This window comes from Vibrio viridaestus, from assembly GCF_003856525.1.
Lineage (GTDB): Bacteria > Pseudomonadota > Gammaproteobacteria > Enterobacterales > Vibrionaceae > Vibrio > Vibrio viridaestus.
Window position 1 is genome coordinate 252,816 of record NZ_RJVQ01000001.1, and the last position, 25,982, is coordinate 278,797.

The following is a 25,982-nucleotide window of genomic DNA, read 5'->3' on the forward strand; positions in this document are numbered from 1 at the left end:
GTGGTGAGTATTTACAGTACGTTATTTAATCAATAACGCGCCAAGATAAATGATGAGTTTGCATCACTAAAAACAACGTAATTTGTCAGTGACACTAGGGAATATTTTATTCCGAACTTTATTTTTAATGTCGCCGGAATCGACATTATTAAGAATCTATTCGGAGGTACATTATGTTCAACGTTGCACTATTTGGCGCAGGAAGAATCGGTCAGGTTCACTCCGCTAATATCGCAAATCACCCACAAACTTGTTTATATTCTGTGGTTGACCCATATGGAGAAAATGCAGAAAAGCTCTGTAGTAAATACGGCGCTAAACAGCAAACGACCGACGAAGCTCTAAAAGATCCAAACGTTAATGCGGTACTTATCGCTTCAGCGACAGATACTCATGCTGAGCTGATTAGTCTCGCAGCAAAAGCAGGCAAAGCTATCTTTTGTGAAAAGCCAATACACTTAGATATGGAGCGAGTAAAAGAGTGTCTGGAAGTGGTGAAGCAATACAACGTACCATTGTTCGTCGGTTTCAATCGCCGTTATGACCCTCAGTTTAAACGTGTCAAAGAACTACTTGGCCTAGGGTCGATTGGCAAAGCCGAATCGCTGATTATTACCTCTCGCGATCCATCACCTCCACCAGCAGAATACGTAAAAGTGTCTGGCGGAATGTTCCGCGATATGACTATCCATGACTTTGATATGGCCCGATTCATCATGGGTGAAGATCCTGTTTCTATTTACGCTCAGGGCAGCAATTTGGTTGATCCTGCGATTGGTCAGGCTGGTGATATCGATACCGCTTTCATCGTTATGAAATTCCCTTCAGGTGCCATGGCAACGATTACCAACAGTCGTCGTTCTGGCTATGGTTATGACCAACGAATTGAACTTCATGGTGAAAAAGGACTTCTTCAAGCGAAAAATATCAACGAAAACGCAGTAGAACAGTGGACCGATGATGGCTGTGTTTCTGCAAAACCAGAGTTTTTCTTCCTGCAAAGATACGCATCCGCTTATCAAGCTGAATGGAGTCATTTCGTTGACGTTATCGCAGGAGAAGCGACGCCACAATGCAGCGGCTATGACGGACAGCAAGCCTTACTGTTAGCCGATAAAGCACTGGAATCGTTAAAAACAGGCAAAGAAATAAAATTATAAAAATCGAAACTACCGGCGACATTGCCGCCGGTTTATTTATCCAATAAATCAGTCTATTCAAATAACGTGAAAACAACGGATCTGGAGGTTCTATGTTATCTCTCTTATCTTTTCTGGCGTTTACGGGGCTAGTTGCTTACATAGCTTACCGAAAAACCCACAACGCACACCTTACTGATTCCTCAGAAGGTTATTTCCTTGGTGGTCGCTCTCTGACTGGCGTTTACATCGGTGGTTCTATGCTACTGATGAACATGTCCACTGAACACTTAGTGGGACTAAACGGCTTATCTTTCCGTACGGGGTTCATCGTAATGGCGTGGGAAGTTATGGCTGCATTAACCATTGTCCTATTCGCTATGTACTTTTTACCTAAGTATCTGAAGTTAGGTATATCTTCAATTCCAGAGTACTTAGAAAGACGTTTTGACAAACAAACTTTAACTATTACATCCATTCTATTCCTTGCAATGTATGTTATTTCGTTACTTCCTATCGTTCTTTATACCGGTGCTTTGGCTTTAGAAAGCCTGTTCCAGGTATCCAATGTTTTCAGTATCGATAAAACAACAGCGCTGTGGTTTATGGTTTGGGGTGTAGGCCTATTAGGTACTGTTTATGCGGTATTTGGTGGCATTAAAGCTATCGCCGTTGCCGATACTGTAAATGGTGTGGGTCTTATCACTGGTGGTTTGATGGTAACCTGTTTCGCTCTCGCTTATGTAGGTGATGGAAACATTTGGAGCGGCTTGGTTGAAGTGTATGAAAGTCACCCAGATAAGTTTAATTCTATCGGTAGTAGTGACTCTTTAGTCCCGTTCTCAACTCTGTTTACAGGCTTAATTATCTCTAATATGTTCTTCTGGTGTACTAACCAGTCGATCGTACAAAAAGCATTGGGCGCTAAAAACCTCGCTGAAGGTCAAAAAGGTGTACTGCTTTGTGCATTCTTTAAACTGGTTGTTCCATCGATCATTATATTGCCAGGTATCATTGCCTATCATATTTTTAACGGACAACTTGATAACCCAGATAATGCTTACCCAGCGTTGGTCCATCTGATTCTTCCTGAAGTATTAGTGGGCTTCTTCGCTGCAGTGGTTGTCGGTGCTGTTTTTTCTACCTTCAGCGGTGGTCTAAACTCATCTGTAACCCTGTTTACCGTTAACATCTATAAAAAATCTTTAAACCCTCAGGCTTCTGAAGCTCAAACAGTAAAATTGGGTAAATACCTTGGCCTGGGCTTAGCTTTTGTCGCCATGGGTGTGGCTCCGTTAGTTGCCAACGCACCAGACGGATTGTTCTACCTGATTCAACAATTACAAGGTATCTTCAACGCGCCTATTCTTAGCGTCGTATTAGTTGGTCTACTGACTAAACGCGTTCCAGCAATCGCGGCAAAACTTGGTTTAGTCTTTGGTATGGCAGCCTATATCCTATTCAACTTTGTTATCAAAATAGATCTGCACTTCTTCCATCTAGTGGGCATTCTGTTCTTGCTAAACGTAGCGTTCATGCTAACTGTAGGCTACTTCTATCCACAAAAAGAAGCCTACGAAGATGTTTACACTGAACAAGTAGACATCAAACCATGGAATATGGGCAAACCTGTTGCAACCCTAGTTTGTCTGGCTTCTGTCTCTATGTATGTCTTTCTCGCAGAAAACAAACCAGATTGGGTACTCACTGTGTACTACATCTTGGCGACGATTGCTCTGATCTACATCTTCGGCTCAATCGCAAAAGCGCTAGTGAATAGCCCTCGTATGAACAAGGATGAAGAGCAGCAACAAATAGAACACTAATTATTTTCTTAGAGTTTCGCTGGAAGTCATACTTTTGGCAAATAACCAATAACAATAACCGGAGAAACGCCAGTTTCTCCGGTAAACAAATAAAATTGGAGAACATCAATGGATAAAAATAAAGTGAAATTAGGCATCGCTCCTATCGCATGGACCAATGACGATCTGCCTAGTCTGGGAGGCGAAAACACCTTCGCACAATGCGTGAGTGAGATGGCTCTCGCTGGCTTTACAGGAAGTGAAGTCGGCAATAAATACCCACGTGATACCGCACTGTTAAAAGAAAAATTGCAACTGCGTGGTATTCAAATTTGTAATGCTTGGTTTAGTACATTCTTTGCTGATGGTAAAGAAGACGAAACCATTAACGGCTTCCTTTCTCATATGAATTTTTTATATGAAATGGGCGCAAAAGTTATCGGCTGCTCTGAACAAAGTGGCAGTATTCAGGGCACAGACAAAGCAGTATTTGATGAAAAACCAAGCTTTGATGATAAGCAATGGCAACGCGTCGCTGAGGGATATAACAAATTAGCCAAGCTTGCCGCGGAAAAAGGCATGCAGGTATGCCTACACCACCATATGGGAACAGCAATTCAAACTCCTGCGGAAATCGACCGCTTTATGGAAATAACGGATAATGAAGTGGGTCTGCTATTAGATACGGGACATATTTATTACTCTGAAGGTAATCAGCAAGCGATTATTGATGTTTTGAGTAAATACGTAAAACGCATCCCTCACGTCCACCTAAAAGATATTCGTGACGAAAAACGCCAACAGGTTATTGCAGAACATCGCAGTTTTCTCGATGGTGTAAGACTGGGTGCTTTCACAGTTCCAGGTGACGGAGTCATCAACTTTAAACCGGTGTTCGATATTCTTGATCAAAATGGCTACGAAGGTTGGATGGTGGTCGAAGCTGAACAAGACCCTGCAACTGCTGATCCTCTCGAATATGCGCAAAAAGCTCGTCAATATATCAGAGATGTTGCCGATCTTTGATACACTTTCCAGTCTGCCATCGAAGACTTAGGTGACAGACTGATATTCTTTTTAAAAAGATTTCTGTTACGACCTTTCCTCGCCTAACTCTGGTTTATAAGACACTTTCAACAACTTGACTACAAAGCAACTAAGAAAAATTTCATAAACCGATCAATATCCCGTTATACTTGCCCTAACTCAACCAAATACCGCTATTAAGGGCAGTAAATGACTGAATTAGTCTCTCTCGAAAACCTTCCAAAAGATCCAAGCGAACGTATGAACCAATTTTTTAAAACTGTTGCCGCAGAGTTGAAGATTTGGCTTTTAATTGATGAGCATGGCAGCGTTCTCATGACTGCGGAAGAAGACGATTGCGTTCCTGTCTGGCCAAGCGCTGCTCATGCAGAGCAATGGGCGACTGGAGACTGGGAGGGTTTTAAGGCAGAATCCATATCAATAGCGAAGTGGAAAAGTCGTTGGACAATGGGTCTTGAGCAAGATGAACTCTCTATTATTGTCTTTCCTGATATAAATGGTGAAGGAATCGTACTTTACCCAGATGAATTTGAGTTCGAACTGCAAAAACGCGAAAACAAACGCAAATAATGAATCAATTATGGGCGTTAACTTGTGACGTCCATTAATTTTGTCTAATCTAAGACTATTCAAATATCAGTTAGCTAAATAATCATAATAACGACTCTGTTTAACCAAATAACAGAGCAACTTCTTCGAATCATATATTTTATGATTGATACTGATAATTGGAATTACTATTGAGAAGTTCATGCAATTGCATAGTAGCCTTTATAAATTATTACTTGTCATGCTCACTTTCGGGTCGCTTATATTTGCGACGGACGTGATCACTCGCCAGTTTATTCAGTCAGGCCAAACTGAAACAATCGCTTTAGCTAACGCAGCAAAAAAATCAGCTGAACGCCAACTCGTATTTGATCAGTTTTTTGACCGTTCCAAAGTGACGCTTCTTGCTATTCATAATAGCGATGCCTTCAGCCAATTTTTCTACAATTCATCCGCAGAGCCACTAAAACAGCTTGCCCTTGCGTTAGCTCAAAGTCAGCAAGACATAATGAAAATTCGCTTTATTGATCAAAATGGCATGGAAGTTATTCGCATTGATCGAGATAGAATTGGCGATAACGCTAAGATTGTGGCTGATTCTGCATTACAAAATAAAGCGCATCGCTATTTCTTCTTTGATTCAAAAAAGCAGCCTCTCAATAAAGTCTGGTTTTCAAATATCGATCTAAACGAAGATAATGGCAGAGTTGAGATACCATTTAAACCCACTCTTCGCTCAGTGCTACCAATATCCAATAAAAATGAGTTCGCTGGTATTCTTTTGGTGAATTATTTTATGCAGCCATTATTTGATCGACTGAGCGATACGCCTCTCTATGATTTGATACTCACAGACAGAGACGGGGAAATATTATTGCATCACGATAGTGAAAGAAATTGGAGCAGCTATACCGATAAACAAAGCATTAAAAGTGAGTTGCCTGAATTTGATCAAGTGATACAAAACCACACTTTCCAGGGAAATGGATTCTTCTCAAGAGAGTTGAGTTTACCAAATCAACAGAACCTATTTTTAATTCTGGCGTTAAAAGACGAGTATTCAATTTTTCAGAAAGCGCTGTCTTCTAAAAAACTGCTTTACAGTTCCGCTCTAACTGTCTTAATCATGATTGTGTTTGGCGTTATTTTTTCTCTTTTGTTAAACAGACTTTTTACCGACTACCGAGAGAGAGAAAAACATATCGTAGAACTTACGAAACTCAATCAACAGGTAAACAATCTTCTCATTAAAAACCAAGTCTTTATGGATATGGCAAGCGATGGCATCCACGTTCTCGACAAAAATGGCAATATCGTTGTTTTCAGTGAATCTTTTGCGAAAATGCTTGGCTACTCGCAAGATGAAATGTCAAAACTGAATGTGAGTGATTGGGATGCCATGATACCGAAAGATGAAATTATCGCAGCGATGAACTCATTCACCAACGAACCAAGAACACTAGAGACTAAGCACAAGAGAAAAGACGGATCTATTTTCGATGTTGAAATACATTGCAAATGGATTCACACCAACGAGGGTGAAGACCTTTTTTATGCCTCGTCACGCGATATCACTGAACGTTTAAGATTAGAAAATGAGCTTCATCGGTTGGCGTCCACAGATACTCTTACTCAGCTTCCAACGCGACGTGTGTTTATGGAGCGACTGGATGTGGAACTCGAACGATGTGTTCGTCAACCGCAGTCGTTGATCACTGTTGCGATGCTCGATTTAGACGATTTTAAGGTCATAAACGATACATACGGTCATGGTATGGGGGATAAAATGCTGGTAACAGTTGCATCTATTATTAAAGATGAAATTAGAAAGGTTGATATTGCAGGCCGTCTTGGTGGTGAAGAGTTTGGACTTATTCTCACTGGTACTTCTGAAGAGTCCGCCCTACATTTTGCCAATAGACTAAGAACAAGGGTAGAACAAGCAACGTTGGTTTCTGAAGGTGACTTAATTTCCTGTACTATCAGCATCGGTTTAACACAAATAAAACCGAGTGACTCCAGCACGGACATGATTCTTGAACGAGCAGATAAAGCACTATACTCAGCCAAAAATAATGGCCGAAATCGAGCTGAGGTTTTTCACGGTGATACTACTCTGCATTCATCATAACTATTGTTCGACGATTGCCTGTTGCGAGCATTCGTCAACACATGCACCGCATTCAGCGCAAAGGTCGGTATTGATTGTATATGGACTTCCCTCATCTATTGCTCCGTCTATTGGACAACATTCCCTGCATTCTCCACAAGAATCACATTGAGGTTGGATTGTAAACATTTCCGCTCCCTAGTCTTTAAAATTCAGGCCAGCTTGTAATAAATCAAATGCAATCCTCTCGCCAAGTCGCACTTTGTTCCGCATTGAGCCAAGAAACGCATCGAGCTTCACCAACTCAGATACAGCGAGCTTCTCTTGTTCACTTGTTTCGAGAACCGCGGCAATACCTCCATTTCGAATAATAATTCGTCGATCACCAGACAATGCGAGTAGTGGATCATGTGTCGCCATCAAGACCATTTTTTCTTTCTTCACTAATAGTTCGAGCGCTCTTCTACGATCAACACCTGCATTTTCAATCTCATCGATAAGGACAATCGGTGAAGCACTTAGGCATGCCACATCCGCAATCATTAACGCTCTTGATTGCCCACCAGAAAGCGCCGTTACGGGAGTGTTAAGTGTAAAAGGTTCTCCTGCAAGATCCGTTGCTAATTCGTATACCTGAGTTACGGTGGATGGTATCTCTTTTACCATGCGGCTCTCAGCATGCATGGTGATAAATTCTTCCACACTCAGATCCATGACAAAATTCATATTTTGCGAAAGCTGAGCGACCAGTTGCTGATCGCCGCTCATACGCATATGCTCATCAGGAACTTGGTGATTTAACAACACCTGACGCTTTGAGGGAGTGTCTAATTGAGCAAGACTTTCAATATCAGCAAGGAGTTGGCTTTTCCCTGAACCAGTGGGCCCAACGACACAAATGACTTCGCCACAACGTAATTCAATATCCTGCTTTTCTCTTTCACCACTTTTATCAAATCCAGCCTTGATAGTAACTTGGGCGATTTTAAACTTATCATTTTCCTGAAATACCAGCATCTGCTCAACAAATTCAATGCACTGATGAAGCAACGTATCTTTGGTTAAGAAAAATGGCTCTAATTGCGATTGAGGAATGTCTTCAATAAACGATCCCAGTGTTACGGCACTGGGTGTAAACTCAATGTTTAGCGATGAAAAAAAATCGTAAATAAAGGGATAGTCATTGCATAGGTCGCGTGTTGTACATTTAGTCATATTGATCATCATGAGAAGTCCATCGTTTTAACATTGCCAATTTGGCAATCAGGACCAATTCGGGTTTCACCTAAACAATACGAGCATAAAGCAGCAGGCATCACGAAGCGGAGTCGATAATCATTAAGCGAATTGACATCTGGCGCGGTCAATAATTGTCTCTGTAAAAGAAGGTGTCCTTGCCCGGTTAAACCATTAACAGGCATGATTGCGGCTTTCGGACTCACCTGCTTAACCCGAAACGCAAACACTTCCCTTTCAGCCTGAGACACGATATCTCCCTTGGTTAATACCGCAATATCTGCATGCTTAAGCATTGGGCCAATTTTACGGGGTGTATGAACACCGCTTAAATGATCCAATACGCACACAGAAAGGACTCCTTTTATATGAGGTGAACAGCGATTACATAAACCAGCGCTTTCACTCACTAATAAATCGAGTTTTTCCCTCAATCCCCACTGCACGGCAGCTTCAATATTGGATATAAAAAAGTGGTCTGGGCATAACCCGCCAGCCAGTCCTGTTTTAACCGTAATTCCCGCTTGAGTGTAACGTTGCTGGTCATCACTCGTCAGGCAATCAAATTTGATCACACCGACTTTGAGCCCCTGTTCCGATAACGGAACGACTGTGCGTAAAATTACCGACGTTTTACCGCTCGATGGTGGTCCCGCGAACGTCACCATTTTCATTACGCATCCGCCTCAGCTATTGCATCTATCGCTCTTTGCAGAAAGACTTTATCTATATCGCTGTTTACGGATAGCAAATCCCGTGACCGAAGAAAATCCCAACCTAACCACATAAGCGGCTTGCTCTGAACATCGTTGACGACCTGGGCGTGAGGCACAGGAAATCTAGCGCTGCCTAAAGTCTTTGCCAAGTCCTCTCCCACTAAATAATCAAGGATCGGTTTTAGTTGATCAATTTTTGCAGATTTAACTTGGAGCGTTACCGGACTCGCCAGCGCTCCTTCTTGTGGCCAAACGATATTTAAGCGCTGTTGATTCTTGACGCGATGAGCAAAGAATTCCGGCATAACATAGATAGCACCCGGGGCATTCTTATCGATTTGTTTTACCATTTGGGAGGGGTGTAATCCTTGACGCACATTGTCAGCCAGAGCTTTGAGACCATCATTTCCATGGCGTAGGTACGTTGGAAGTAATACCGCATGACAGAAGAATTCATTTCCACCCCGCAATGTAATACTTGCTCGCCAGCGAGGATGAAGCAAGTCGGCCCATGATGTGGGTTCTGGCCTACCCTGCAATTGATCTTTATTAACGACAATGACTAAGGGATTTACGCCTAACACGCTATATCGCCCCATGGGATCGGAAATTCCGGCTTCTTTAAAACTAGGGCTCAGTTCAAATTGTCCATATCCGGTATAAATACCGTTGTTTACAAACTTCTGCTGGAAATCGTGCCCATAAAACGTATTAAAATCAGATGATACGATGATATCAGGCAATTCATCGGGTGACGTTATTTGAGGAACGTAAGAATAGTACGACAATTCCTGATTTAAATTGCCTTCAACTGCGTACTTAATATCAAGACTTTTATCCAACTTCGTTAATTCGGACATAAAACTGGACACATCGCGACTAAATGGGACTTTTAATCCACATGGCATCAGAGCTAACAAGGTCAAACCACTTTGATTTTTAGTGCTGTCGAGTCCCGGCGCTTCTAATTCCGGTAATTTTTGTAACGCACTCGTAAGTGCATTAACAAATTCCTGTTCATCTATTTTTCGCGTATGAAGTGCCGTAGACAGAGACAAAAATGGCCCTAAGGCATTAAGTCCGCTTTCACTGACCAACGCATCAAGACCAAATCGAATGAAGACGCTGATGCTTTCTGGATACGCGTTGACAATGTCGGCTATTTTCCAATCCACATTAAGTTCATGAGCCATGAAATCCCTTTACGCTTGCTTGATGAGTTCAAATAAAAACTGCATGAAACATACCAATCAATTTCAAAGGAAGTTTCCTAGACGGATCGATTATAACCAAATGATAATATTAGCCATTTTACCAAAACTATCTTCATCATAACAACTTACCAAATCAACTCGAGACGAAAAGACTTTCGATTGTCGGATACATATCAACGTTTGTCATGTTTATGACCAGAGGTATACAGGACCAACAGATTTCACATTTTTCGACGCTTATATTTGTACGTTTGTTACTCAAACTATACTTAAGGGCAAAAGTTTAATGGGAGAAAATATGCGTTTAGCCAATAAATATATATTCATCCTTTTATCGGGGCTGTTCATTATTCCATTAGCGACATTTGCCAACACAGTAACTTTGGTAACCGGAGAGCGGTCACCCTATATAAGCCAGACACAACTCGAATATGGCTACGCATTTCAGGTAGTAAAACAAGCTTTTAAAAGAGAAGGTTACCAACTCAATGTAGCTTTTTACCCTTGGTCTAGGGCTGTAGCGTTAGCATCGCAGGGCAAATATGACGGGCTCATGCCACTCTACGATAGTGAATTCGACGATTCACAGCTGATCATGTCAGATGGATTCCCTGGAGGGCAGATTGGGTTACTGAAGAAAAGAGACGAAAGTGGTCCTACTCTCAACCGTTCAGTATCGCAACAATTTGACGACCTGACAGGTAAAACAGTGGCTCAAATCAGAGGAAGTCATCTCTTAGCAGAATTAGATCTTAACTCTTCTATTCGACTTATCAATGTGGGGCAAGGGCTTCAGGCGCTAGACATGCTCTTCTCAGATAGAGTCGATTTTATGCTAACCGATAAGTATACGGCGGCGTTTTTGATGCTGTCTTCTCGTCCAAACTATATTGGTCAACTGGAATTTCTCGAGCCCCCACTGGCACATAAAAGTTTCCACGTTGGTTTTTTAAAATCCAGCCCAAGAAGTGAAAATTTATCCCGCGTCTTCAACAATGGATTAGCCAAATTGGTTGAAGACGGAACACTCATATCCATCCAGGAGCAGTACGGACTTCGTCCTAAACCTAATCGTGACGACGAGAAAATACACCTCACAGTCGGTACGTTAAAAAATAGCGACATGACCATTATGCGCTCGCATATTAGTGAGTTTGAAACCCTTCATCCTGATATAAAAATTGACTGGAGGGTAATGGATGAAACAGTTTTACGTAGACGCCTATTAACCGATCAGGCCCTTTCTGACGGTCAGTTCGATGTCATGACGATAGGTAATTATGAAGTGCCTATCTGGGCCAAAAATGGATGGTTACATAAATTAGACAAATTGTCTGACTCTTATGATATTAACGATATATTTCCGAGTGTCAGAGACGCTTTATCTTACGATAGCGATCTTTACGCTCTACCATTTTATGTCGAAAGTATCATGACTTATTACCGTAAAGACCTGCTAGCAAAGAAGAATCTTGTCATGCCTATCGAACCCTCCTTTTCTGATATCGAACGGCTAGCCAGTGAACTGCATAATCCAGAGAAAGGGACTTACGGTATCTGCCTTCGGGGCAAAGCAGACTGGGGAGAAAACACGTCAATCATTACTTCTTTTGCGAACGCGTTTGGAGGCCGTTGGTTTGATAATAACTGGCACCCACAACTAGATTCTCTCGCATGGAAAAAGGCCGTTACCTTCTATAGGGATATACTGAAAAACTACGGTCCACCAAGCGCTAGTAAAAATGGATATCACGAAAATTTACAGCTGTTTGCATCAGGCCGCTGTGCGCTCTGGATCGATGCAACTGTTGCGGCTGGGTATCTTTTTAATCCTGAATTATCCGAAGTATCAAATAGTGTTGGGTTTACATCTTCCCCTAAGCAGGTCCTTACATCAAGCTGGCTATGGTCTTGGTCTTTGGCAATCTCCCAACTTTCAAAACATAAATTAGCAGCACAAAAGTTTATTGAGTGGGCAACAAGCAAAGCGTACATTCAGCATGTTGGTGAAATAAACCGCTGGACTTCAGTTCCTCCTGGTACCCGATTTTCAACTTATCATTCCAAGGAGTATCAAAAAGCCGCTCCATTTTCCGACTTTGTTTACCAAGCTATACAACGCGCGTCGAGTGAAAATGCGGTGTCTCAGCTAGTACCTTATAACAGCATTCAATATGTCAGTATCCCGGAATTCGTATCTATTGGAGCGCAGGTAGGACAATACATGGCAAAAATGCTGGAAGGAAAACTTTCAGTTTCAGATGCCTTAAAATATTCGCAGCAAACTACACAACAACAGATGGAGTCCGCAGGTTATTTTGACGAATAGAAAGCGGTCCTTTCTTTGTAGGGAAAGGACCTGATGAATTGAAATGGAGCGTTTACATTAACTGGTTCTTGTGCATTAATTCTTTATCAATACCCTTTAACTTAAGCTCATCCATTAGAAAGTTTATGGTATTCAGCAGGCGCTGCTCTCCTTTTGGAATTAGATAGCCAAACTGACTTTTAGTAAAAGGGTTGTCCTTGCGAACGGCTTCTAAAGCACTGTTTGTTGTTTGATAAAAAAGAGCCTCTGGCGTTTCGGTAACCATGACATCAACATCGCCAGCGATGACGGCCTTTGGTACATCAAGATTATTTTCAAACTTAACCAATGTTGAATTGGGTAGATACTGCTCGGCAAATTTCTCGTTCGTACCACCAATATTCACACCAACTTTTACCGATGGGAGGTTGACCTTTTCCAACGTGTCATAAGAACTACCATGACCAGCTTTCGCTAAAAATAATTTACCAAACGTCATATAACCCTGAGTTTGCTCGGCAGCCAATTGGCGACTGGTTCGACGAGTAATACCACCCATTGCAATATCATATTTTCCAGCTTCCAGATCAGGTACAAGTTCCTTCCAGCTCGTCTGAACAAATCTAACTTCAACATTCAGCTCTTTAGAAAAATATTTCGCTATATCAATATCATATCCAGAGAAATCCTTTCCATCATAATAGCTAAAAGGCTTGTAATCACCCGTCGTACCAACTCGGATATACCCTCTTTCCTGAATATCTGTTAACAAATCCGCCTGTGCCCACATGGAAACCAGTGATAGCAGCAATACAAAACTACGTTTTAGCATTATTATTCATCCTTGTACTATGTAATCAATGTGTTAATCATTAGTTATAACATGAATAATTTCAGCTCCGACATAGCTAGCACCAATAAAATAATTTATAAAACTGTCATTTTAAATTTACATATCCGAACTTAATTTTCCCGTTCTTTCACTGAGTTAGGACAAGTTTCCAGATCCTGACTTCTTAGCCTTGCGACTTTGTCTTCACATCCTTCTAAGGCAGTCAATCCGATAAGGTCATCGATAAAGCCGGCATCAAATCCCTGTATGAAATACACGTCATCAATAATCATTAGTGGACGTTTAACTAAGATGGGGTTGGCTATCATGACAGCGAAAGCCTTTTCTTCGCTAAGTAACTCAGGAACAATAGCACCACTCTTAACCGCAGGTGAGGTTCGGTTAAAACAGTCTGCAATGGATTTACTTTTTGCAAAAAAACGTTGTAGCTCCGCCACACTCCACTCTTTCTTCAGTAGATCCCGTTCTTCAACTTCATGCCCTGCGGCTTTTAGTAGCTTTATTTGTTTGGTGTTATTTATACAGCCAGGCTTTTGATAGAAGGTTACTTTTGCCATTACATAGATTCCCTTTTGCATTTAATTGTAAGTTAACCGCTAATGAATAATAGCTCTATCAAAATTCGCGCCGTTATTTGCATGCGTAATTGTCCTTAGTGATATATAAACCATGCATTAAAAAGAGGCTAACTCGCTAATAAAGATTAAATAACAACCAATTAATGCAAAAAATTGTGATTCAAATCACCTTTCATATATGTGCCACTTTTCACATAAATGGTTTAGCAGGATATTAGCGAGCACGCAGATGTGGTGGAATTGGTAGACACGCTAGCTTCAGGTGCTAGTGGCCTCACGGCCGTGGGAGTTCAAGTCTCCCCATCTGCACCAAATACAAAAAAGCCCGTTCTTAAAACGGGCTTTTTTATTTTAAATCAATAAATTATATTCTAAATTGCTATCAAGCTTTTCCGATTAACGGTAACTTTTCAAGCATTGTTTTTAATGCAAGAGAGTCCCAAGGTAGATATTCAGCCACACCAATACCGACAATATCAGAGATATTAGAAACATCAGCCAAAGCAGCAATCACTTCACGCATGCTTAACTTACCTTTGGCAACACCATCAAACATTTTCGGGTCATACTCAACGTTTGAAAAGAGTAACGAGTGGAATAACTCAGGATCTAAAACGTCCAAATCCAAATGAATAGCAAGATGTTTAGCACCTGTCGATTTGAACCATTCGATTAGAGGAGTGCTACCTTCTTCTCTCAATTGCTTAGGACTTACATTTCGTAATCCAAGCTCAGACATACGCCCTTGTTCCCAATCTGAGGCATCATTTACCCCTAGATAGCAAACGTTTTGTGCTTTTATAGGCGCTTTTACATGCTCAACAAACTGAGCATCGCCATACCCCAATAGGTTTCCCAGAACCTGGGCGTGGGCATGCTCAAATTGCTCAGGAGTCATAATATCCGGGTGCGCATCAACCCACAAAATAGCCAGTTCACCGTCATATTTTTCATTAAGATAGGCAAATGGCGCTAGGTCGACCAAACAATCTCCGCCGATGACAACAATTTTCTCCGGATCATGTTTCTCAATTTTCGCACGTGCATCTCGTAGCTGTTTTAACAACGCATTTCTTGCTACAAGACCATCTTCATTTTGCAACGGTGTATTTGTTGGTTCATCGACATCGACATGCTCAACAGGTCCATCAGTCTGTGGTGCTAACCAGTTTAAAAGCTGTGCACCAAAAAAATACGGTGGATTATTCCCCCCCTGCCACTGAGGGAAAACAAGTCTTAATGTACGGTTCTCATTAGTATTAGACATAAAATTTATTCCTTAGCATCTTGGAGACGCAATAAAATCGTACCCTGAGCTTTTCTTGATATCAGATGGTCATACGCCTCTTGATATTGATTCAGGGTATAAACGCTATCGATTCTTGGTTTAACTTTACCGTGTTTAATCAATTCTTTAAGCTGCTCAAAGACGAACTTGACGTCTTCATCTGTTTCTAAATGGGCATCAAAGCCAAGCAGCTTCTTCTCATAAACGACTACATCAACTACGTCGATTTCTGCTGTCTGGCCTCCAGCGAAGCCAATTGATACGACAGCACCACGGGTTTTCAAGGCACTTAGTAACTGTCCTAAAACAGGACCAGCAACCGGGTCAAATGCAATATCGGCCCCCACACCATTGGTTAGTGACTTTGTGGCTTCCACCAAATCCTGTGACGAAAGGTCAATGACATCATCCGCTCCAGACTGTTTAGCGTTTGCAACCTTATCTGATGTAGAAACCACAGCGATAGCTTTACCACCAGCTGCTTTTACAAGTTGAATGAGAGCATTACCTAACGAACCAGAAGCGCCAGATATGAGTGCTGTTTGTTCCTTTTTAAACTGTCCTACACGATGAATAGCTTGAAAGGCTGAAACGTAGTTAATTGGAATGGCTGCGGCTTCATCTAGGCTTATGTTATTGGGTAGTTCTACGATCCACTTATTCTCTACAACAACTTCCTGTTGCTGCAATCCATCTTCCGTAATACCTAGGGATCCACCACCATAGATCGCAACTTTGCTCCCAATAGCAAATACCTCACTTTCGAGCACAACACCTGAACCATCATTGCTTAAAACTAAGGGAGCCTTTGCTGCGGGAACATTGTTAGTACGTATTTGTTGAGAGAGAGGATTGACCGTTGCGGCATGCATTCTCACTTTAGTGAAACCAGGCTTTACTTCCTGTGATGGTCGTTCTTCAATCACCATTTCAGGAGTTACGCCAAAGGCTGTTGCAACAAGAGCTTTCATTAATAACCTCGACTCTGGGAGTGATAAAACACCGACAGCTCAACAGAGCTATCGTTTCGTGTCGAATATTATCGATGAATAGTTGAGAAAGGCGTTATTCTCTGCATGCCAGATTCTATTCCCAGAATGTCAGATTCGTTATATTTCACGTAGATTTGACGGACTCACACCGTAGGTCTCTTTAAACAGTTTGCTGAAATGAGCCATATTAGAGAAGCCATATTGGTAGGCAACTTCGCTAACAGTTTTATATTGACCAGAAAGTAATGTCTTATGACACATCTTAAGTCTTTGAGCCCAGACCCATTTCATGACTGAGGTACCTTTTTTACTGAACAGTCTGCTAATCGTTCGAGAAGACATATGGACATTAAAGGATATTTTCTCTACGGACAGCTCATGATCCCCCAAGTGACTTAATATATAGTCTTCAACACGCGAAATATTATCGGCCTGATTGCTTGCTATTCTCGAGTTAATCGATCCCAACACAACCTGATATGCCACATTTAAAACATCAAGAATAGAGAACAAAACCGTGTCACCAATCACGTTGTCCTGTTCCTCCATTTCCCAAGCCTGAATAATCATGTTCCCAATGAACTGACTGAGAGTTTGATCGGCTTTCAACGTCTTATTTAATATCAGTCCAATATGGTCAACTTTCGTATTCATAATACTGTGAGGGACAGAAATGACGATCTGATTGTCTCCTTTGGGAAATGCGTAGGAAAATGGTTTGTTGTTATCATAAACAACGATATCGCCAATGCGTTGTTCAGATGTAGAACCATCTTGAGTCAGGTAAGCCACTTCACACATTGAATAACAGATAAAATAGTTATCGTTATAGGTTTCCGCATCACTCTCGTTATATTCTATCGGCGTTGATTGAATACGCGTCATAAGCGCACTCGCTCCAAGTGACTTAACAAGCAAAGAGCCTTCAAACTTACCTTGCGTTAGGTTTTTATTATCAGTTGGCGCCGAATACGTTGTACAGATGAGATTTTGCCAATAATCAAAGCTATCCTCTGTACGTACATCGTGGGTTGAAAATGTTCGACTCATAATAGAAAACCAAATTATTATTAAGTGTTAAGTTTACACTGGGCGGATTAGCATGTTTAGGTTAATTTTCATCTCAGCAATTTTGTTCAAGTTTTCGTGTTCTGACTCAACTATAGTATGTTCATTACTAAAGCTAAGATTAAGGTTCTGTGGTGATCAAAGAAAATCAGTTTCATTTTATCAATAACAGAGAGCTACATAGGGTAACCGCTCTCGGCGCTAAGATGAGTGATTTTAGTTATTCGAAGCATGCTCATGAAGAATATTCTCTTGGTGTAACGCTAGAAGGCCGCCAGGATTTCTTTTATCAAGATTCCTATCATAAAAGTCCTGCGGGTGGTGTTATGCTTTTCAATCCAGAAGCAGTTCATGATGGACATTCTGGCCTATCTCAACCACTTCGCTATTCCATGCTTTATATACATCCTAATGAGATACAACCACTCTTTAAAGCTGTAGGAGTGGCCACAAACCATGTCCTACGATTTGATAAGCCTCTAGTAGAGAATACTCAATTGCGTCAGTACATACTCAATATGTACCAGCTTATACATCAGCAAAATAGCTCAAAAATCGAACATGAAAGTGCCCTACTCGATATTGCCACAGAGCTCGTCAAGGTATCAGGTCAACGTGTGACAAATATAGAAACACGCCGCAATGATACGCTCTTAAACAGAGCAAAGAACTTTGTACAAGAAAACCTAAGTGCTGATATTTCGATTGATGATATTGCGTCTAGTGCGAGTATGTCGAAGTATCATTTTATTCGTGCGTTCAAACATCAATTTGGCATAACGCCACATCAATACGTTGTGAATTGCAGAGTCAATCAGGCCCGTAATTTACTTTTGCAAGGCCTCTCTTTACAAGACGTCAGCTTTCACTCGGGTTTTTCTGACCACAGTCACTTAAATAGACACTTCAAACGAATGTTTGGCATCACACCAAAGCAACTACAAACCCAACTTTTCGCTTAAATCGATACATTTTTCTGGAGTTAATCATGCTCGCTATTCTTGCGTATGCCCTTGGCATTATGTACTCGCCCGGTCCTGTCAATTTACTCGGATTACGCTGTGGTATCTTAGGTAAAACAAAAGCACATGTCGGCTTTTTCGCTGGCGTCGGCTGCGCTATGTTTATTCTTTTCATGTGTTTAAGTTTCGTAGGAAGATTGATCACTACATTAAATATTTTGCCTTTTATGAGCTTGATAGGAAGCAGTTACATCCTCTATATCGCCTACAAGATCGCCAAATCAAGGGTGAATATTTCAGAAGAGAGTAACGAACACTCTCTTAAAGACCTATCATTTTTTGATGGTTTATGGATGCAACTGTTTAACCCTAAAGGCATGATTGCAACGTTACCCATAGCAACAATCCAATTCCCCGCAGCTGGTATAGAGGGTCATCTAATACCACTTTGGTCAATGCTACTTGCTATCCTCGCCTTTGGAGCACCAGGCAGTTATGCCATCGCGGGTCAGATAATTGGCAATAGAATTCATCAGCAACATTGGTTTAGCTTATTTAACTATGCTATGTCCACGATACTGCTTATTGTTGCCGTAGATATCGGCTATTACTACGGCATTGTTCCATTGTTGTAGCCAAATACTACGCTACTTCTTCCCTTACAGTCTTTGTGCCTTCCTCTAAATCAGGTTCCTTTTGAACAGCAGGAACCTGTCCCTCATCAACAGCATGGAGATAATACCCACTTAATTTTATTGCCAAATACATATCCGCACGAAGTAACACTCCGCCATCTTTTGTACTGATCCCCGTTAATTCACACCATTGACGCAACCGGCGCTTGCGTCCTGCTAGCACCAAACGAATACCGCGTTTCTTAAGAATGTCATGTACGTCAGCGATAGTTGCCATGACACTTAAGTCAAGATGAGTGAAACTCGAAACAGCATCGACAACAACACAGCCAACATCTTTTGACTTTTCAGCTTGCTCAAGCAGTCGGCGCTTAAAATAAGGCGCATTAAAATAAGTGAGTGGAGAATTAAAGCGATAGAGTACCATTCCCGGAATTTCGGCCGCTTTTCCAGAACCGTCAAGGGTACGAATAGTGCCTTTTTCATCCAATCCCAAGATCTGATCACTTGGCCGCATGACGATTCGAAGAAATTGAAAGAGACCCAGCAAAACAGCGAGAGTTATTCCAGGTATAACGCCGATAATCAGGACAGAAATGAAGGTAATGCTTGCCAAGTAAAAAGCATCCTTGTCGCGCTTTTTTAATCCCCAAATAGACTTCAAATCTAATAAAGATAATGAAGCAATGATCAAAACCACACCTAAAGATGATATCGGAATGAACTGTAGAGGCTGGTAAATAAATATGGCGATTACTGCGATAGAAAGAGCGGCGATAATCGAAACTAGTTGTGATTTTCCGCCATTAGCATCATTCACAGCAGTACGAGAGTCTGCACCACTAATTGCAAATCCCTGCGAAAAAGCGGCAGCAATATTGGCAAACCCTAGCGCCCTAAATTCTATGTTGGCATCAATATCATAGCCGTTTTTGGCAGCAAAGCTACGCGCAGTCAGCATCATACTTACGAAGCTAACAATAGCAAGGTTGAGCGCAGGGATAACCAACTCACGCAACTCACCAAAAGCAAACTCAGGAGTTTGAAATGTTGGCAATCCTCCCTGAGTAGGCCCAACGACAGCGACCCCGACATTCTGTAAATCCATAAGCCAGACGGATGCTGTTGTCACTGCAATCGCCAGCATGGCTGCGGGCCAGGTAGGCCGCAAGCGTTTGGTTGCCAGATAAATAATCAGAGTCACAACGCTCAGCATCACTGTCGGCCAATGTAGCATGGTGAGTAACTGTGGAGTCTCCCACAATCTTTCGAGCAAATATCGCTGTTCAAACTTCAAGCCCACGACTTTGGCAAACTGACTCACAATGATAGTTAAGGCGACACCGTTGAGTAAGCCGAGCAAAATTGGGCGCGAAAGAAAGTCTGCAAAAATACCTAGGTTCAGACGGCTCGCAAGGACACACCACACCCCTGTCATTGCGGTCATGGTGATAACGAGCTGCCAGTGTTTTGTCGGATCGCCTGCCGCTAACGGAGTGACAACCGCAGCGATCACTGCACAAGTTGCCGCATCTGGTCCTACGATCAGTTGTCTTGATGTTCCCATCGCAGCATAGACGAGCATGGGCAGAACACAGGAATACAACCCAATAATGGCAGAAACACCTGTCAACTGCGCATAGGCAATCGCCACGGGCAAAGCAACAGCAACCACCGAGAAAGCCGCTCGAATGTCGTTTGTTAGCCATCCTCGATCATACTGTCTCAGTTGAGCCAGTCCGGGAAACCATTGAGAGAAGAGTATTTTAGCCAAAAAATTGCACTCACATATACGTTTAGCATACTGTAAAGTATACATGGTTTGGTCTGTGCTTCCGTGAGCAAACTATCAGTCAAAACGGTGAAATACGATAAAGATCAGAGCCTAATGACAAAGCCCCAGCTCAAAAGCAGGGGCTACAATTAAAAATCATCAGTTGAACTATTATATTTCTAAGGTTTGTTTAACACCTATTTCGATACGTTCACCAATAGCTTCATCGATATTTTTCCAGTAAGTGAATGCCCGTTCTAAAACAGGTTTGCTCACACCTTGACATAAGTGACCAACCACGTTGCTAACAAGTCGCTCTCTTCCTGCATCGTCCATCACTTTGTTAATTAGATCATTCGCTTGGCTGTAATCATCATCATCTGGACGAAGAGTATATGCCTGACGAACCATTTCACCATCCGATGCCCAAACAGCCGTCTCTGGATATCGCTCACTGTCAGCAGCCGGACCACCTTTACTATTGGGAGCATAAACAGGATCAGATACATTCTGCGTTCTCATCGCTCCATCTTTACTGTAACTGTGGAATGGACATTTAGGCGCATTCACAGGGATCTGCTTATAGTTAACACCCAGTCTTGCGCGGTGCGCATCTGCATAGGCGAACATTCGACCTAACAACATTTTATCCGGACTTGGACCTGTACCAGGCACCATATTATTGGGTTCGAACGCAGCCTGCTCGATTTGCGTGTGATGGTCGGTTGGGTTTTGATTCAAGACTAACTTACCCACTTCGATTAGAGGGTAATCACTGTGTGGCCACACTTTCGTCAGGTCGAATGGATTAATGCGATACGTTTTAGCATCATCATACGGCATGATCTGCATTTTAAGTGTCCAGCTCGGGAAGTCGCCGTTTTGGATAGACGAAAACAAATCTCTGGTGTGATAGTCTCCATCCATTCCGGCAAGGTTATCCGCCTGCTCTTGGGTCAAGAAGTCATTACCCTGGTCACAAATGAAATGGTACTTCACCCAGAAACGTTCGCCTTCTGCATTAACCCACATGTAAGTGTGACTAGAATAGCCATTCATATGTCTCCAGTTTTTGGGTATGCCACGATCCCCCATGAGCCAAGTTACTTGATGAGCGGATTCTGGAGACAGTGTCCAAAAGTCCCACTGCATATCATTGTCACGCAGGTTGTTATCGGCACGACGTTTCTGGGATCGAATAAAGTGTTGGAATTTCATAGGGTCGCGAATAAAAAATACCGGCGTATTATTCCCAACCATATCGAAGTTACCTTCTTCGGTATAGAACTTAACGGCAAATCCCCGAGGGTCACGCCACGTATCTGGGCTACCTCGCTCACCAGCCACAGTTGAAAACCGCATTAATACGTCTGTTTTCGCTCCGGGTTGAAATACAGACGCCTTAGTATATTTAGATACGTCATTTGTTACCTCAAAATAGCCGAACGCTCCACTCCCCTTTGCATGAGGCTGACGTTCGGGAATACGTTCCCTATTAAAATTCGCCATTTGCTCTATGAGATAGTGGTCGTGTAGAACGATTGGGCCATCTTGGCCTACGGTAAGTGAATGTTCATCACTTGACACTGGGATACCTGCGTCTGTCGTTGTAGGCTGACGATTATCATTAGACATGCTGCTCTCCATTTCCGTGTAATAATTCACTGAGCCTGAAGGCTGAGTGGCGCCTTGTTATACAGCGCGATTAATATGAAAGTAGCAACAGGTGTGCCAACTCATTGAATTATACAAATATTCAATGATTTTTAATAAACGAAAGATTCGATGAATAAAAATTATCACCTTATTCGATCACATATGTTCTTGTGCCATCTCCGGTAAGAAGCTGATGATATAAAGGCTTACCGCTACTCAATACCACTAGACCAATGTTCCCATCACCATAGATTGCCTGACCATTTTCTTTACTGCCGATTAATTGAGAGTGACTAGACCAACGTTTGCGCCAACCAAGCGCAAGCCATACTCTAAGACTTCCACGTGGAATTATTTCACTCAATTTTTGTAAAAATTTCTGATTGGTCTCGCTTGGCATGTTGTGCATCGCTGAACTAGTAAGCTGAACGCATGGAAATACTTTCCCATCACATTCAAAACTCCCTTTCGAAGTAAAGGCATAGTGCACATCACCGGAAAGAAAGATACAACCCGGTAAATTCATGTGCAGTTGCAACGCATCAAATAAAGCCTTGTAACCCTTTTTATTGGCAGACCATGATTCGATATCGAGTCCATTGATCAGAGCACGATCCAGAGGTGCGAGAAGAAGATTCGAAACAAGAGGAATTCGTTTGAAAATAGCCTGTAAAATCAGTTTAGTTATACGCAAACTCTTATTTTGCAGCCCTTCTATTGGGTCAAATCCTAAGACTGGCGTCGCTGTAATCACGATAGGCCACACATCTTGAGCCAAGTTCTTATCGGTCACCAGTTTTGACCATTCCACTCTCAGCCAGTCGATTCCATAGCGATCCATCAGACGTGCAGGCATGTTATACACATCATATTGACGCTGCGTGCGTGAGTCCACGGCTATCACTGGGGGGGTAGTCGGAATGGAAAAGCCCCAACCACGATGTTTCCACATATACAGGTCAAAACGTTCACCAATCGCGGGATCGTTAGTTTCATCGCGAAGATACTGCTCGATACTCCAAATGGTATCTTTGTCGAAGTTATCTGGGTCATTTCCCCAACTTTGAAATGCCCAACATGCCGCCAGCGCATTAGAGACGATACGCCGCCCTAAGTCAGAATCTCTTACATTGTCGTACCAGCAATGAGTAATATTCCAGTCATCGGTGACATCGTGATCATCAAATAACATGTAAGTCGGAATATTCGCGAGAGATTTTCGAATCATCGGTAGCGCATTATGAAAACGGCTTAAAAACTCTTTCTGTTCCGCATAAGCCTCTTCACACAATTCTTGCTCTTCCTGTTTGATACCAGCATCTTTTAGTCGATCCCAATCCCAAACCGGTTCCCACTGTTGGTAATTGCCTAAGCTGTACAGATACATTGCAGCATATTCACCAAATGAAAACAGATGGTTATAAGACTCTTGAGAGGTAAACCCTGAATCAAAATGATCCAAAATATCTTTACGATCATGAAGTGGTATATTGTCAGGGTTCCCTATGAGCGGTAACGCTTCTGGATGCCCAACGAGCTCATGAGCTTTCGTACGTAAAGTCGCAGCCAGGGAAACAGCCACATCATCGGCGTATATCTGGTCACCGTTCATTAATAATAATGCGGGACGCTCATCTAAGTTCTCTGGGTTTGATTTAATCAGCCGATGAGCGGAGATAAGAGCGTCTTGACCAGAAGACTGACCATGAGGTTTGCGGCAACTGCCATGAAGAAGACGTTTTAGTTCTGAAGGAATAAAAAAACTTGGGTAAGAATACGAACCGTAAGCTAGATCTAACCATTCTGTATCATCCATAAAAGGACGTTGAATGCCCTCTTCACTATAATCTACTCGATAAAACAGCATCTTATCTTTGGGGAAAGACCCTATCGTTCCTGCACGAGCTTGGAGTAAATGGACATACAGCTGTTCTCCGAGCTTGATACCTTGAGAATGTCTTAATTCCATGCAACCACTTCCGAGAACAGACTCCGCTTCATCCATAATCGTTAGAGTCAGTCCCATGGGTTTCGACGTAGCAATCCATACACAAATGCGATTGGGTGTGGTACGGCGTAAAATTGGTCCAGCAAGAATATCAGAGTTCATATCAATCGCCTCAGCTTATAACCAGACCAGTGTACGCCATATAAAATCTCGCTTTTACCCCCTAGTGATAGCAATTGCTTTAATATCAGTGATTTTTGTTATCCCGTTTCACATATGAAACGAAATGTTCACAAAAACGTTTTGCATAAAGGTAACTACAAGCTTTTATGCATACTCTTACACCAAACGCGAATACGATGATTATCGGGATCAGCCACGACAAACGTATAGCCAAAGGGTAAATAGCTGGGTTCTTGCACAACAGAAACACCCCATTTAATCCACTCATTAAAAAGATTGTTTAACTCTGACTCTCCTGCTGTTGCTAACACCAGTTCTCCACCGCCCCCAGTAACCTCGGATTCAGGAAGTACGGCCGAGGCCAGTTTGAAGTGCACAGACAGATGTTGCGACAGCTCAAAAGACAAAAAGGTCGGTGAAAATCGGCTACCAGTAGTAGAAAAAAGTGCTGAATAAAATTGCTCTGTTTTATCTAAATCTTTGACGTAAAGTACAACTGCATCGATAGTAAACATTCGTATTTCCCAACGTTATTTTAGTGATGCAATGAGCTTAATATTAAGGAATGACAGTTTTTGTCAGTATTGAATAACCGAAGATGAAATGTTCTCTTTTTGTTCCCACTCACGAATGAGTAGCGAGCGGCTGCGCTCATAACGTTGCTCGGACTCAGTCCAACTTTGTATTCTATCGAGTCTAAAATGTCGAAAATCACTGCGACTCTCACACCAGGACACAAGAACAAAGCAGTTCTCAAAAATACCAAGTAGTAACGGCCAAATAATGCGAGTCGTTGTGGTATCGCGCACATCTCTATATTCAACATTCACTTTTATTTGCGAAGAGATAGTACGTTTGACTTTGTCTAGAGAAACGCACAAATCCGATGCCTTGGTTAATACCGGAACACGAACGACATCTTGATATTGCAGTTTTTTTGCCGAATCAGGTAATACTGCCGAAATTTTGGCTATGGCATTTTTTGCATCGGCAGAAAACTCCCCACCATTTTGCTTAGCCGCCCAATTAGCTCCCAGCAATAAAACATCCAGCTCCTGAGGCGTGAACATTAAAGGCGGTAAGTTAAAGGTATCTTTTAGTAAATAACCAACCCCAGCTTCTCCTTGAATATCCGCGCCAAGACTTTTGAGAGAATCAATATCGCGGTAGACACTACGAACACTAATCGTAAATTCTTGCGCAATTTGGCGAGCAGAAATAGGATACCGGTGGCGCCGCAAGTATTGTAGAAGGTCGAATAGCCTCTGACTTCTGGACATATTATTCTTTCCCTGATGTTGAATCGTAATTCCACTGCCCTTGTTCTTCTATCAGAGTGACACCGTGGTTATTCTTTACTTGTAACAGTCCGGTCTCGAATACTCGATATTGAACCTTACCATTAACAAACTCATAGCCCACAAACTGACAAGGTGTTTTACCATCGCTACAAGAACGGTGGAGTGTATGTCCCTTAAGAATGATCTGATTACTACTTCGCTTTGAAACCCCTTTGTAAGTGACATTGTCACATGAAACATTTCCCTCAGCACAGTGCAATTCGATGTCCACTATGTAGTTTGGTGTATCTAATACGGCACCCTGACCAGACAAACTGAATAGAGCTAATAGTATCGGTACAGTCATTACCAACGGTTTTTGAGTCATGCCAGTCATTACCTTCCTCTGCCCTTGCTATCTGATATAAATATTTTTATACCTTATAGAAAATAAACTTGTTTGTATAAATATCACTAAGGATTTAACCTTTCGAGTTATAAGCACACAAGCGACTGTTTACCCTCCTTCTTTGGTGAACAATATCCTATTTGAAATCATTCGTACTGCCTCACCTCTGAGATAACTGAATGACATAGTAGTATCTGAATCACGCTACCTTGTTGTGCTGTCCATTAGTCTG

The 25,982-nt window shown here is 42.0% G+C and carries 23 protein-coding genes and 1 tRNA gene; 9 read left to right on the top strand and 15 right to left on the bottom strand.

Annotation, left to right across the window (positions count from 1 at the left end):
• Positions 1 to 173 precede the first annotated feature (173 nt).
• The 5 genes from iolG to EES38_RS01230 all read left to right on the top strand — a co-directional run bounded on the left by iolG (position 174) and on the right by EES38_RS01230 (position 6,671).
• Positions 174 to 1,160 (top strand): inositol 2-dehydrogenase, encoded by a 987-nt coding sequence (gene iolG / locus EES38_RS01210; RefSeq protein ID WP_124935347.1) that lies wholly within the window; start codon positions 174 to 176, stop codon positions 1,158 to 1,160.
• Positions 1,161 to 1,252: 92 nt separating this feature from the next.
• Positions 1,253 to 2,965 carry a solute:sodium symporter family transporter gene (locus EES38_RS01215; protein ID WP_124935348.1) on the top strand — a complete coding sequence of 571 codons (1,713 nt, stop codon included), beginning with the start codon at positions 1,253 to 1,255 and terminating at the stop codon, positions 2,963 to 2,965.
• Positions 2,966 to 3,073: 108 nt separating this feature from the next.
• Positions 3,074 to 3,970 (top strand): myo-inosose-2 dehydratase, encoded by an 897-nt coding sequence (gene iolE, locus EES38_RS01220; RefSeq protein ID WP_124935349.1) that lies wholly within the window; start codon positions 3,074 to 3,076, stop codon positions 3,968 to 3,970.
• A 261-nt stretch (positions 3,971 to 4,231) separates the two neighbouring features.
• A complete protein-coding gene (locus EES38_RS01225; protein ID WP_439333234.1) occupies positions 4,232 to 4,561 on the top strand; it encodes a DUF2750 domain-containing protein in 330 nt (109 codons plus the stop codon).
• 181 nt (positions 4,562 to 4,742) lie between these two features.
• Positions 4,743 to 6,671, top strand: a complete 1,929-nt coding sequence (locus EES38_RS01230) for a sensor domain-containing diguanylate cyclase (protein ID WP_124935351.1) — start codon at positions 4,743 to 4,745, stop codon at positions 6,669 to 6,671.
• On the opposite strand, the gene EES38_RS01235 is transcribed toward EES38_RS01230, so the two are convergent.
• From EES38_RS01235 to EES38_RS01250, 4 genes are read right to left on the bottom strand one after another with little or no spacing between them, the layout of a single operon-like run.
• Positions 6,672 to 6,839 carry a 4Fe-4S dicluster domain-containing protein gene (locus EES38_RS01235; protein WP_124935352.1) on the bottom strand — a complete coding sequence of 56 codons (168 nt, stop codon included), beginning with the start codon at positions 6,837 to 6,839 and terminating at the stop codon, positions 6,672 to 6,674. It lies immediately after the preceding gene.
• A 9-nt stretch (positions 6,840 to 6,848) separates the two neighbouring features.
• On the bottom strand, positions 6,849 to 7,877 hold the full coding sequence (locus EES38_RS01240) for an ATP-binding cassette domain-containing protein (RefSeq protein ID WP_124935353.1): 1,029 nt from the start codon (positions 7,875 to 7,877) through the stop codon (positions 6,849 to 6,851).
• Positions 7,874 to 8,560, bottom strand: a complete 687-nt coding sequence (locus EES38_RS01245; RefSeq protein WP_124935354.1) for a GTP-binding protein — start codon at positions 8,558 to 8,560, stop codon at positions 7,874 to 7,876. Before EES38_RS01245 ends, EES38_RS01240 begins: the two co-directional genes overlap by 4 nt.
• Positions 8,560 to 9,795: an ABC transporter substrate-binding protein gene (locus tag EES38_RS01250; RefSeq protein ID WP_124935355.1), complete on the bottom strand. Its 1,236-nt coding sequence runs from the start codon at positions 9,793 to 9,795 to the stop codon at positions 8,560 to 8,562. The genes EES38_RS01245 and EES38_RS01250 overlap by 1 nt, the downstream gene beginning before the upstream one ends.
• A gap of 319 nt (positions 9,796 to 10,114) precedes the next feature.
• On the opposite strand from EES38_RS01250, the gene EES38_RS01255 reads away from it, so the two are divergent.
• The gene (locus EES38_RS01255; RefSeq protein ID WP_166434185.1) at positions 10,115 to 12,145 is read left to right on the top strand and encodes an extracellular solute-binding protein; all 2,031 of its coding nucleotides are present in this window, start codon (positions 10,115 to 10,117) and stop codon (positions 12,143 to 12,145) included.
• A gap of 52 nt (positions 12,146 to 12,197) precedes the next feature.
• Here the strand turns inward: EES38_RS01255 and EES38_RS01260 are convergent, their stop codons facing one another.
• Together EES38_RS01260 and EES38_RS01265 are read right to left on the bottom strand one after the other, a co-directional pair.
• Complete coding sequence (locus tag EES38_RS01260; protein ID WP_124935357.1) at positions 12,198 to 12,956, bottom strand: transporter substrate-binding domain-containing protein; 759 nt, start codon at positions 12,954 to 12,956, stop codon at positions 12,198 to 12,200.
• A gap of 131 nt (positions 12,957 to 13,087) precedes the next feature.
• On the bottom strand, positions 13,088 to 13,534 hold the full coding sequence (locus tag EES38_RS01265; protein WP_124935358.1) for a thioredoxin domain-containing protein: 447 nt from the start codon (positions 13,532 to 13,534) through the stop codon (positions 13,088 to 13,090).
• Positions 13,535 to 13,780: 246 nt separating this feature from the next.
• Between EES38_RS01265 and EES38_RS01270 the strand changes: the two genes are divergently transcribed.
• Positions 13,781 to 13,867 (top strand) — tRNA-Leu (locus EES38_RS01270).
• A 70-nt stretch (positions 13,868 to 13,937) separates the two neighbouring features.
• Here the strand turns inward: EES38_RS01270 and EES38_RS01275 are convergent.
• From EES38_RS01275 to EES38_RS01285, 3 genes are all read right to left on the bottom strand, one after another.
• Positions 13,938 to 14,822 (bottom strand): arginase family protein, encoded by an 885-nt coding sequence (locus tag EES38_RS01275; protein ID WP_124935359.1) that lies wholly within the window; start codon positions 14,820 to 14,822, stop codon positions 13,938 to 13,940.
• 5 nt (positions 14,823 to 14,827) lie between these two features.
• A complete protein-coding gene (locus EES38_RS01280) occupies positions 14,828 to 15,814 on the bottom strand; it encodes a quinone oxidoreductase family protein (protein WP_124935360.1) in 987 nt (328 codons plus the stop codon).
• Between the two features lie 138 nt (positions 15,815 to 15,952).
• Complete coding sequence (locus EES38_RS01285; RefSeq protein WP_124935361.1) at positions 15,953 to 16,885, bottom strand: AraC family transcriptional regulator; 933 nt, start codon at positions 16,883 to 16,885, stop codon at positions 15,953 to 15,955.
• 224 nt (positions 16,886 to 17,109) lie between these two features.
• Between EES38_RS01285 and EES38_RS01290 the strand changes: the two genes are divergently transcribed.
• Both EES38_RS01290 and EES38_RS01295 read left to right on the top strand, forming a co-directional pair.
• The gene (locus EES38_RS01290) at positions 17,110 to 17,865 is read left to right on the top strand and encodes an AraC family transcriptional regulator (RefSeq protein WP_243694124.1); all 756 of its coding nucleotides are present in this window, start codon (positions 17,110 to 17,112) and stop codon (positions 17,863 to 17,865) included.
• 26 nt (positions 17,866 to 17,891) lie between these two features.
• Positions 17,892 to 18,500, top strand: a complete 609-nt coding sequence (locus EES38_RS01295) for a LysE family translocator (RefSeq protein ID WP_124935363.1) — start codon at positions 17,892 to 17,894, stop codon at positions 18,498 to 18,500.
• A 7-nt stretch (positions 18,501 to 18,507) separates the two neighbouring features.
• Here EES38_RS01295 and EES38_RS01300 read toward each other — a convergent pair whose 3' ends face one another.
• From EES38_RS01300 to EES38_RS01325, 6 genes are all read right to left on the bottom strand, one after another.
• Positions 18,508 to 20,319, bottom strand: coding sequence for a SulP family inorganic anion transporter (locus EES38_RS01300; protein WP_124935364.1), 1,812 nt, complete (start codon positions 20,317 to 20,319; stop codon positions 18,508 to 18,510).
• Positions 20,320 to 20,445: 126 nt separating this feature from the next.
• The gene (locus tag EES38_RS01305; protein WP_124935365.1) at positions 20,446 to 21,909 is read right to left on the bottom strand and encodes a catalase; all 1,464 of its coding nucleotides are present in this window, start codon (positions 21,907 to 21,909) and stop codon (positions 20,446 to 20,448) included.
• 169 nt (positions 21,910 to 22,078) lie between these two features.
• On the bottom strand, positions 22,079 to 24,040 hold the full coding sequence (locus tag EES38_RS01310; protein WP_124935366.1) for a metallophosphoesterase family protein: 1,962 nt from the start codon (positions 24,038 to 24,040) through the stop codon (positions 22,079 to 22,081).
• A gap of 155 nt (positions 24,041 to 24,195) precedes the next feature.
• Complete coding sequence (locus EES38_RS01315) at positions 24,196 to 24,576, bottom strand: VOC family protein (protein WP_124935367.1); 381 nt, start codon at positions 24,574 to 24,576, stop codon at positions 24,196 to 24,198.
• Positions 24,577 to 24,639: 63 nt separating this feature from the next.
• Positions 24,640 to 25,341 (bottom strand): helix-turn-helix transcriptional regulator, encoded by a 702-nt coding sequence (locus tag EES38_RS01320; protein WP_124935368.1) that lies wholly within the window; start codon positions 25,339 to 25,341, stop codon positions 24,640 to 24,642.
• 1 nt (position 25,342) lies between these two features.
• Positions 25,343 to 25,729, bottom strand: coding sequence for a hypothetical protein (locus tag EES38_RS01325; RefSeq protein WP_243694126.1), 387 nt, complete (start codon positions 25,727 to 25,729; stop codon positions 25,343 to 25,345).
• Between the last annotated feature and the right edge of the window lie 253 nt (positions 25,730 to 25,982).